At 63.2% G+C, this 9,180-nt stretch carries 7 protein-coding genes and 4 pseudogenes; 6 read left to right on the top strand and 5 right to left on the bottom strand.

Annotated elements, in window-relative coordinates:
* The 3 genes and pseudogenes from MXD58_RS13195 to MXD58_RS13205 all read left to right on the top strand — a co-directional run.
* A pseudogene (locus tag MXD58_RS13195) lies at positions 1 to 160 on the top strand (IS3 family transposase); the annotation flags it as partial.
* Between the two features lie 68 nt (positions 161 to 228).
* The gene (locus tag MXD58_RS13200) at positions 229 to 738 is read left to right on the top strand and encodes a transposase (RefSeq protein ID WP_374616059.1); all 510 of its coding nucleotides are present in this window, start codon (positions 229 to 231) and stop codon (positions 736 to 738) included.
* A 16-nt stretch (positions 739 to 754) separates the two neighbouring features.
* A pseudogene (locus MXD58_RS13205) lies at positions 755 to 973 on the top strand (integrase core domain-containing protein); the annotation flags it as partial.
* 503 nt (positions 974 to 1,476) lie between these two features.
* Here the strand turns inward: MXD58_RS13205 and MXD58_RS13210 are convergent.
* The 4 genes and pseudogenes from MXD58_RS13210 to MXD58_RS13225 all read right to left on the bottom strand — a co-directional run.
* Positions 1,477 to 2,203 (bottom strand): annotated as a pseudogene (locus tag MXD58_RS13210) (IS5 family transposase); the annotation flags it as partial.
* 274 nt (positions 2,204 to 2,477) lie between these two features.
* The gene (locus MXD58_RS13215) at positions 2,478 to 2,957 is read right to left on the bottom strand and encodes an NUDIX domain-containing protein (RefSeq protein ID WP_248841360.1); all 480 of its coding nucleotides are present in this window, start codon (positions 2,955 to 2,957) and stop codon (positions 2,478 to 2,480) included.
* The gene (locus MXD58_RS13220) at positions 2,918 to 3,322 is read right to left on the bottom strand and encodes a hypothetical protein (protein WP_248841361.1); all 405 of its coding nucleotides are present in this window, start codon (positions 3,320 to 3,322) and stop codon (positions 2,918 to 2,920) included. The genes MXD58_RS13215 and MXD58_RS13220 overlap by 40 nt, the downstream gene beginning before the upstream one ends.
* Before the next feature lie 685 nt (positions 3,323 to 4,007).
* Complete coding sequence (locus MXD58_RS13225; protein ID WP_248841362.1) at positions 4,008 to 5,792, bottom strand: type IV secretory system conjugative DNA transfer family protein; 1,785 nt, start codon at positions 5,790 to 5,792, stop codon at positions 4,008 to 4,010.
* Positions 5,793 to 6,181: 389 nt separating this feature from the next.
* Here MXD58_RS13225 and MXD58_RS31105 point away from each other — a divergent pair, with 389 nt between their 5' ends.
* Together MXD58_RS31105 and MXD58_RS13230 are read left to right on the top strand one after the other, a co-directional pair.
* On the top strand, positions 6,182 to 6,796 hold the full coding sequence (locus tag MXD58_RS31105) for a histidine phosphatase family protein (RefSeq protein ID WP_374616061.1): 615 nt from the start codon (positions 6,182 to 6,184) through the stop codon (positions 6,794 to 6,796).
* A 465-nt stretch (positions 6,797 to 7,261) separates the two neighbouring features.
* Complete coding sequence (locus MXD58_RS13230) at positions 7,262 to 7,861, top strand: aldo-keto reductase family protein (RefSeq protein ID WP_250609362.1); 600 nt, start codon at positions 7,262 to 7,264, stop codon at positions 7,859 to 7,861.
* Positions 7,862 to 7,863: 2 nt separating this feature from the next.
* Here the strand turns inward: MXD58_RS13230 and MXD58_RS31110 are convergent.
* Positions 7,864 to 8,337: pseudogene (locus tag MXD58_RS31110) on the bottom strand (IS701 family transposase); the annotation flags it as partial.
* Between the two features lie 284 nt (positions 8,338 to 8,621).
* Between MXD58_RS31110 and MXD58_RS13240 the strand changes: the two are divergent.
* Positions 8,622 to 9,071, top strand: a complete 450-nt coding sequence (locus MXD58_RS13240; protein ID WP_248841366.1) for a winged helix DNA-binding protein — start codon at positions 8,622 to 8,624, stop codon at positions 9,069 to 9,071.
* Positions 9,072 to 9,180 lie beyond the last annotated feature (109 nt).

Here is a 9,180-nt window from a genome sequence, read left to right on the forward strand (position 1 = left end):
GCGATCTGGGGCCGCAAAGACCAGCCACTGAACGGTCTTGTGCACCATTCCGACAGGGGCTCACACACCGAATTCAACCGGTCGTTGCAACACCGACCGGCTCGTCGAAGCCGGAGCGACACCGTCGGTCGGGAGCGTCGGTGATTCGTACCACTCAGCGACTTCCGTCTGATCAAGGCCTGCGCGGAGCTGACCAGCGTCCAGGCGCCCGTCACCCCGGACGTCGCGATGCGTCACGTGCTGGCCTCTTTGGCACGACGCTGGCTCACCCTGCACGAAGAAATCAAAATACACAGCTGGCACCTGAAGCAGCAAACGAAAGCCGTCGCGCCGCGGCTCGTCGAAGCCGTCGGCATCGGCCCGGACACCGCCGCCGAACTGCTCCTCGCCGCCGGCGACAACACCGACTGCATACGCTCGGAATCCGCCTTCGCGAAGCTGTGCGGAGTAAGCCCGATCCCGGCGTCTTCCGGCAAGACGAACCGGCACCGGCTCAACCGTGGTGGAAACCGGCAGGCGAACGCCGCGCTCTACCGTGCCATCATCGTACGAATGCGCTGGCACCAGCCAACCATCGACTACGTTACCAGGCGCACCGCCGAAGGGCTCAGTAAACGCGAGATAATTCGTTGCCTCAAACGTTATCTGGCGCGAGAAGTCTACCGTCTCCTACCACCGCCAAGTTCGCCTCCCGGTGTCGTCGCCAAGCCGGCGGAACGATCACCATTGGCGGCTTGACATCTATAGGAGCATCAACGCACTCGCCGAGTCCGTGAACGGACTGTACAAGACGGAACTTGTCCACCGCAAGGGACCGTGGCGCACCGCGGACGATCTGGAGCTCGCGACGTTCGAGTGGGTCGACTGGTACAACAACCGGCGGATCCACAGTGGCTGTGGAAACATGCCACCCGCCGAGTTTGAATCCCTCTTCTATTTGCAGAACGAAACTGATATAGTCGCCGAAGTCTAAATATCTGGCTCTCTACGGGACCCGGGGCGGTTCACCCTCCCTGACCGGTCGTGACTCCGGCGACTACTACGAGGCCTCCGTCGCCATAGGGCTCGCGCCCCGGTAGGCGATCCCGCGTTCGTCTCTGTTGTACGTGACAGCGTGACGTAGGCGTCCCACTCATCTCCTTGAACACCCTCGCTGGGTGTCGCCCCGCACCCCGGAGGTTGCATCGGGTAACCATAGACCCCGACACAGAGCGCGGCACCGGTTTCAGTGGTCTTTCCGGTGGATGGGAACTTGCATCGAATGGAGATTAGGATTCAGGCAATTAAGCTTTCGCCGTATCACGCGGGCCCACCCGGCGCACCGTCCCTGACCACTCGACCCGACCGCCGGGAATCATGGCATGCTGTTGTCCCCTTCACCTTTCGGATCCAGGTCAGCCATCCGACCCAGGAACCTCCCTCCAAGTCCCTCCCGGCTCAGCCGGGGATACAACAGAGCGCCTCGCGGCGGCGCAGGGTGCGTTCCACGACCCAGCGTCGCGGGAGGGCCTGGAAGCCTTTCTGGCCCTCCTTCTTTCGGACGATCTCGACGGTTGTCGTCACGACATCGGCGGCCCAGCTGACGAAACGGCCGGCGAAACCACCGTCCGCGGACAGGAACCGGCAGGAGGGAGTCGTGAAAGTAGTGGTCGACCAGCATGGCAGGCACCGTCGCGGTCCTGACGGCTGGCCGGGACGACCAGCACGGTCAGCAGCAGGCCCAACGTGTCGACGACGATGCATCGCTTGCGGCCGTTGACCTTCTTCCCGGCGTCTTAGCCGCGGGTCGTGGCTGTCACAGTTGGGGCCCCCTGACGGGCTGGGAGTCGATCACACCAGCGGTCGGTTCGGGCCGGCGCCCTTCGGCCTGGCGGACCTCGTCGCGCAGCGCATCGTGGACCGTGAGGGTGACGCCCTTCTTCTTCCACCGTTCGAAGAAGCCATAGACGGTGTTCCAGGGCGGGAAGTCCGCGGGCAGTGCCCGCCAGACGACCCCGTTGTGGGTCACGTAGAGGATCGTGTCCACGATGTCACGCCGGTCGTGCTTCTCCGGCCGCCCGTCCTTCGGCGCGGGCGGTAGCAACGGCTCGACACAGGACCATTCCTCATCCGACAGATCCGAGGGATACCGGTGCGATCGAGCCATGTCTGGACCATCCCGGCGCAGCCCCACCAGACCAGCCCGCCACACCACGAAGATCAGAAGCGGACCACGCGCGGTACACACCACCAAGATTCAAAGCAGGCAGGCACTGAGCCACTGACGAGCCGGCGCGAGTTTCAATGAGGGTGGCCCGAGATGGGAGAGGCGCTGAAGTTCGGACGACCATGGTTTCCCAGCGGGAGTCCGAACCATTCAGATCATCAGTCGGCGCTGGACTGCAACGGCCTGACCGGACCTGCATGCGCGGCCGAGAAGCTCGCCAACTCGAACGATCGCGAAGAACTACTGCACCGCATCACGGTGGGCCTGCCACTCAATCTCCACCGGCTTCCAAACCACTCACGCCACCCAGACCGTACGTGTGGAAGAGCTCCTCCTGCCGGAAGAGTTTTAACGATACAGCGGCCTGAGGCATGAGTGCGGCCGGTAGATCGTCCAGCGACATCCACCGGACGACAGCGGCGCGGTCAGGCTCCGCGGCATAGGGTTCGCCGGTAAAACTCCGGCTCGAGAAGGTGAAAGTTACCTTCTCCGACCTCGTCGGCGGCCGGTGATGGGACACGCTGCTGAACACCAGGTCCTCTGGCTGCACTCCTAGGCCGACCTCTTCCCGCACCTCGCGGACGGAGGCGGACAGTACATCCTCTCCAGGAGACGCGTGGCCACCAGGTACATTCCAGCGGCCATTGAACCTTCCAGCACTGAGCTGGGTCATTAGTACGTCCTCGCCGCGCAGAAGGAGAATGCGCACATCTATGAGGGCATTTTGATGTGGCTGCACCATGGCGACCATCCTGTCAGAGAATCCATAATCAACTGTTTGACCGTAGGGAGGACGAGGGTCACGTGGACGTCCTCCTGGTCTGTCGCCAGATATGCAGAGGCATCGCGAGGTCCGGGTGCGGATTTATCCGGGTGCCACCAGGAGAGCAGAACCCGCCGGGCAAGTAGCGAGGGGATTACGGCCTCTCGGGCTGTGGTAGAAGACAGCTGCTCCCGCAGCAGCATCTCGATCACGACCCGGTCCAGTCGTACTAGGAACACCTCTTCTACGTGCAGCCCGACGTCGGTGGCACGAGCGTAGGCTCGGTCGAAGCCGCCCCCGCTGTTGGGCGTGATGACGGCGATCAGCAGCCCCTCCGCCAGCTGCTCCACCATGCCCGACCCTCCTGGCCAAACTGCCATCCAGTCCATCCGCTAGCATTCCAGAAGTATAGAGTAGCGCTACCATGATTTGTTGCTGAGTGAGGAGAGAGCTCAAGTGGCCGAGTGGCGGTTCGGCCGTCAGGGCGACGCATAATGACCACGGTATGCGGTTGAACCCTGGGCAGGTCGAGTTGGAAAGGGCAGCAGGTCGGTCCTGTTGTGGCCCACTCGGAGGCCAGAGATGTGCGGTTCTTGTGGCCATGGCCGATCCGGCGGCACCGTCACCGTTTCTGCTCACGCGGAGTGAGAGGAGACGGCGGTGGCTTCAGGTGGTCCCAGAGGTCGTCCAGGTGGAGCGGCAGGGCAGGGGGGCGAGGTGTCGCTGGTGGGAAAGTCACATCAGGCAGTTGGTGGGTGTAGGTGTGAGAGTGGTCGAGTGATCCACTCGGTGTGAAGGCTACTCGGTGACGATCCGTACCTTGTATGGCGCGCTGAGCACCCGCCGAGACGGGGATGGTGTGCCGCGCCGTGGAGACGGCCCGCCGGGGCGTTCGGGGGGCTCCGGCTCCACGAACCCGAGGATCTCCGTAGCCACCCCGTACCCGGCAGGTGCCTCGGCCCCGAGCCTGCCGCAGGGGCCCCGTCCCGTACTGCAGACCACGAACCATGTTCGCAAATGATCAGGTGCGACAGTCTGCTACTTTGAATAGCTCAGGATCATTTCCTCGGTTCGGCCCTTGCCGCTTGCTATATCCTTGCCGTCGGGACGCTTCCACCACGGAGTTAGCTTCACCTCAACCGGACGGGCGGACCTGGCGACAACCACCGCCGTCCCGAATTCGAGGGTACGGATCTCCTCTGGGGAAAGTACGCGACGGCTGCGCGGACCGGCGGTCGTCGGCCTTGGAGTCGGTGTCTCACCCATGAGGCGAGAAATGTCTTCGAGGTCGTCCACGTTGCCCGCCCCACCCATGATGATACGGACGGCGGCGTTGTCCCACATGATCATAGCTTCGTGCTCGCCCCATCTTGCCCGGGCCTGGGAAAGTGACTGCAGATATACGTGAAGTGCGATCGAGAAACCCCCGGAATCTCCCATGTAAGAGGGGAGGTTGGGTAGGGGGGCGATGTGGGCGGCCTCGTTCAGCTCGATGGTCAGAGGTGGGTCAAGGCGACTCCCCGGCATGCGTGAGGCAATCTTCCTGGTTTCGTCGAAGATGTCCTCCAGCATCGCTGTGACGATGGGGGCGATACTGCCGTGCTTCTTGTCCTTGCCAAGTACATACAGGGTGTTCTTCCCAGAAACAAATTTCTTCAGATCGAATATCTCGTCCTGCCCGGGAGAGCATGCGTCTACCACCGCTGGGTCGGAGAAACAGCTCAGTGCCTGTACCAGGTTTGCCCAGGTCGCACTGCGGAACTTTGGATCTGCCCCTGTCATCGACTCAAGCTCGCCGGCCCATTTCTCCGCGCTGGGGCTGGACAGCGCATTGCCCTGGAGCAGCTTGATCGGTTCGGGGTCGGTTGGCTCCGTGGACCATCGGATGATGTCGGCAATTGTGCGACCGCCCAAGCTCGCAGCATGCAGGTAGCAACGAAGGACTGTGATCGCGGCGCTTCTGTAGAGCGCGCCGTCACCCGCGACCTCGAATCCGGCACCGGCTACGAATGAGCTGGCCCGGGTTGCGGCCGTGAAAGGGTCATCACATCCGCGTACCGGCGACCACCGAAGTCGTTCGGGCCAGCTCGTAAGTCCATTCGGATCGAAGACGTGGATCTCTCCCATCCTGGCTCGACTGCCATACGTGTTGGAGAATGCGTCGGCGCGCGTCGAGGTCACCATGCAGGGGCCCGGTGCATCGATCGTGAAAGGTGTACAGAAGTGTACGTCCTTTCCCTGCCTGGGGGGCGCCAGGATGATGAACACGTCTTCGACCGAGGCAAACAACTCCTGGCGTGACCTGATATCACGGCCCAGGTAGAAGCCAACCTCGCGCGGTTCGACGTTTTTCTCCACCTTCCGGGACGGGCGGACTGACGGACCCTTGCGAAGAACGGCTTGGGCACCGAGGACTTTGCGTATCTCCTGGCCAGAGGCGAATCCGAGACGAAAGAGCCGATATTCGCGGCGTCGGCGCCAGTTTAGGGCGAATCGAGCGAGCCAGATTGCGACGCAGAGCAGTGACAGGAGAAGAACTGTCAGAATGACGTACGTCAGCCACGGCGGTCCGGCGTCCCGGTGGGACTCGGAGGGAGGCGGCCCGGGGTTGCTTTCCAAGCGGCTGACCAGGGACTCGACAATGCTCACGGGACCAGCCGGGGTGGGTTGCGGCCAGCCGTTTCCGACAAAGAATGACGAAAGCTGTTCCGCTAGCCAGAATAATACACTAATCAGGTAGACGGAACTGCCGAGAAAAAAGATCAGCACCGCGACCGCCACGTCAACAGAGTTATCCGGGACGTCCGCCTGTGGCTCGTTCACTGCATGCCTCGCCGGGGGGGATCCTGGCGCCGTGCGCGGCGTGTGTCGGGGCTCCCGCCTGCATTGAGCTCGTCCGCATCCAACCTGACTCACTCGCTCTCTGTGATCGGCTTTCTCAGGGGAAGGCACAGGGGGCGGCTTTGACGCGACGGCCTGTGTCGCAGGGGAAGGGCGGGTCCTGGGCCACCCGGGTGAGGTTCCGGCGATGTCGGGACCAGCGGGTGGAGATCGAAGATGCGGCGGGCGGCGGTGTCCGGCCACATGTGAGGTTCCCCGACCGGACGCGCTCAATTCCCCGTCGGGATATCCTGACACTCAGGCCGGTGGTCAGGGGAGATGATGGATGCTGCGGTGAACGGTCAGGACCGTTGGGCGCAGTGGGCCCGACCATGACTCGCGTCCTCTTCGTTCGTCACTGCCACCCGTCGTCGGCTGTCAGCCGGGCGTGTCCCGATCCGCCCCTGAGTTCTCTCGGCGTCCGGCAGGCACGGGCGGCGGCCACCAGGCTGGACATGCGCGCCGCGCGGCCCAGACTGGTGAGTTCACCAGCTCGCCGGTCACACCAGACCGCGCGGATCATCGGAGCTCTACTGGGAGTTGAGGTATCCATTTGCCCTCACCTGTCGGAGATACGTGGGGCGGGGGCCGCCGATCAGGCATCACGTGATGCTATCTCTCGGCGGTGGCGTTCGGGTGACCGCGCTGCAGGTCATCCTGGTGGGGAGACGCTTGGCGAGGCGTTGACGCGCTTCGCGGGGGTGCTCTGCTGTCTCGTCGAGGCATACCCGAACGATGATCTGATACTGGTGAGCCACGGTGCCTTCGTCGCGATGGGTCTTCTGCACCTCTGCGAACATGATCTCGATCTTCTGAATACATCGGGCCTGGTTCACGGTGCGACACCGGAGCTGGAGACCTTTCCCTGTCCTACCGCGAAACTTGGCCGAGTTCATACCTGGAATCCGGAGTCGGTGAACCTGGCCCACCCCGCGCCGTTCCTTTAGTGGCGCGTATGCCTCTTCGGCGGACGCCGCGCCCCTGGTGCCTGTTCGCCCTCCGTAAGGAGGTGAGTTTCTCCGGTGCACCGGGGATCTTCCATGAAATTCGGTGGGCGTGATGGTTGTGTCGGCTTGCCGTGTGGCGCAGAGCGGGGTTGTCCTGGGTCGTGCTGATCGGACCACTCGACCGCCGGCCGGGCGGGACTGCCGCGAAGTGGAGGCCAGTGAGTGAACGACGATCGCATCTGCTTTGGTACGAGTACCTTCGTGGCGGGGCGCCTTCTGCCGCATAAGGAGTCTGGACCTGGACTACTGGCTCTCACTCAGGCGCTGTCCGACGGATTGGGGTGGGTGCACAGCAATCCCATGTTGGAGACACAGTGGGCGGTCCGCAGGGCTTGGCTGAGCGCGGGTCGACCCTCGCTCCGGCATGCTGTTAAGGTCGAGGCCCCACTTGATTCCGTGGAATCCATGCCCTCCTGGGTGGGGCGCAGTATCGATAGGTCCCTGAGGAACCTGGGTGTATCCCGTCTGGATGTCGGCATCCTCGAGATTGACCTGAAGGGCACCGAGAGCGCCACGACACTGGCAGATGTGGACCAGGTGTACGACTTTTACGCCCGAGCTGCCGGCGATGTTCTGGCAACCGGGGTCGTCGAAAGAGTGTTTGCGTACTGTCACTCACCTCAGCACATGGCGACCGCCATGGCAGTGGAAACTGTCACTGGTCTGGCCGCGCAGTTCTCCCCTGCGGAGGTATGGCCTCGAGTGTTCTTCGCCGAGCTCGAGAAGCGTGGTCTTCCCTTCTTCGGTATGGCGCCCCTCTGGCGCGGTAGACTGGCAGCAGCCGGTGGGAGGAAAGGGTCGCCCGTGGTGAGACCTCTCGTCTGGGCGCTGAGCCATCCGCAGGTGACGCGGGCTGTCCTCACAATGTCCTCGCTCGATCACTGGAACGAGGCGATGGCTGCGGCCGGCAGCAAATATGATCTTGGCTGTGAGCGTGCGGATTTTGAGGCGTGGGGGCTTGAATGGCCTGCCGACAGGCTCACGCAGGCTGTGCGTGTCGCATAGTACTACAGCGCCAGTGATCTTTGTGTGGCTGCTCGCTGCCTGTCGGTCCCTTGTGTGACGCGAGTCCTGGTCTGGTAGTGGTAGTAGCGGGCGCGGGCTTGGTGGCTGCGACGCCAGTCCGACCACCAGCTGATCATGGTGGGTGGGAGAACGGCTTCGGCGAGCAGGGCGAAGACGTGTCGGATTTCTTTGAGGGTGAATGGTGTCATCCTGCACCGGTCCGGCTTCGGCTGTTCGGCGGCCGGTAGGCCGCCGGGGAAACGTTGATATCCCACGGCGGTCATCGTCGGCGGATCGGCCGGTGGGTTCTGTTCGCGTTGTTTCGTCGTGGTGACGGCGAGCCAGGCGTGGGCGAGCATCGCCAAGGTGATATGCCGATACCAGGCGTGGTAAAGCCGGACCTGATAATGGTCGAGGCCGACCTCGTTCTTCCCGGACTGGAAGCATTCCTCTATTCCCCAGCGGCGCCCCGCGACGGGTCGTTCATCAGTGTGGTCTGACGGACCGGCCCGTCCACTGGGACGTGGACGGGCCGTGAGGTGGGCCAGAGTGTGCTGCTGAAACCGGCGGACGATTCACCCGAACCGTGGTTGGGCAGCCAGGCCCGATGCTCAGGGGCCGTCGGTTTGTGGGGTTGGTTGCCCGAGAGCCTGTCCGGGCATCGTCCCGCGCCGTAGAGGCTCCTTGACCTCAAGTCCACTTGAGATTTTACCGTCCTCTGGTCCGTTCGGTCGGCCAGGAGGAGTGCATCAACGTGATCATGAAAGAGTACTCCCAGGAAGAGCTTGCCTCCCAGCCCGTTGGCTATTGGAGTGGCGAGGCATACCGCAGGGTGGTTGGACGCATCCGCGCGGAGCTCGCCGTGGAAGACCTCACCCAGCCGCATTGGTGGACGCTCAACCATGTCGCTGGTGCACCCGGCACGTGGAGCCGCGCGAAGCTCACTGAACGGCTGGTCTCTTTCGACGACCTCGGGATCGATTTCGACGGTGTCTTCGACGACCTGGTCGCCCGCGGATGGATGAAGGAAGACGCCGGGATTCTGACGCTGACCGAGACCGGGGAGGCCGGGCGGCTCCGTGCAAGGGATCGCAACGCACGCGCTCACGAACAGATGCACGAAGGCATCGAAACGGCCGAGTACGTGGCTGCGCTCAACGTTCTGCGGCGCATGATCGCCAACCTGGGTGGCAACAGCGACCTTCCCTAAGAAGGTGTTTGAGATCTCCGGGTGGTGACTGGCTGTGATGTTCGGGGTGTGCGATGGGTGTGCGTTCGCGGGGAAAGGGCCTGACCGGGTGGTCGGGCGGGTGACGGTC

The organism is Frankia sp. AgKG'84/4 (genome assembly GCF_023242965.2).
GTDB lineage: Bacteria > Actinomycetota > Actinomycetes > Frankiales > Frankiaceae > Frankia.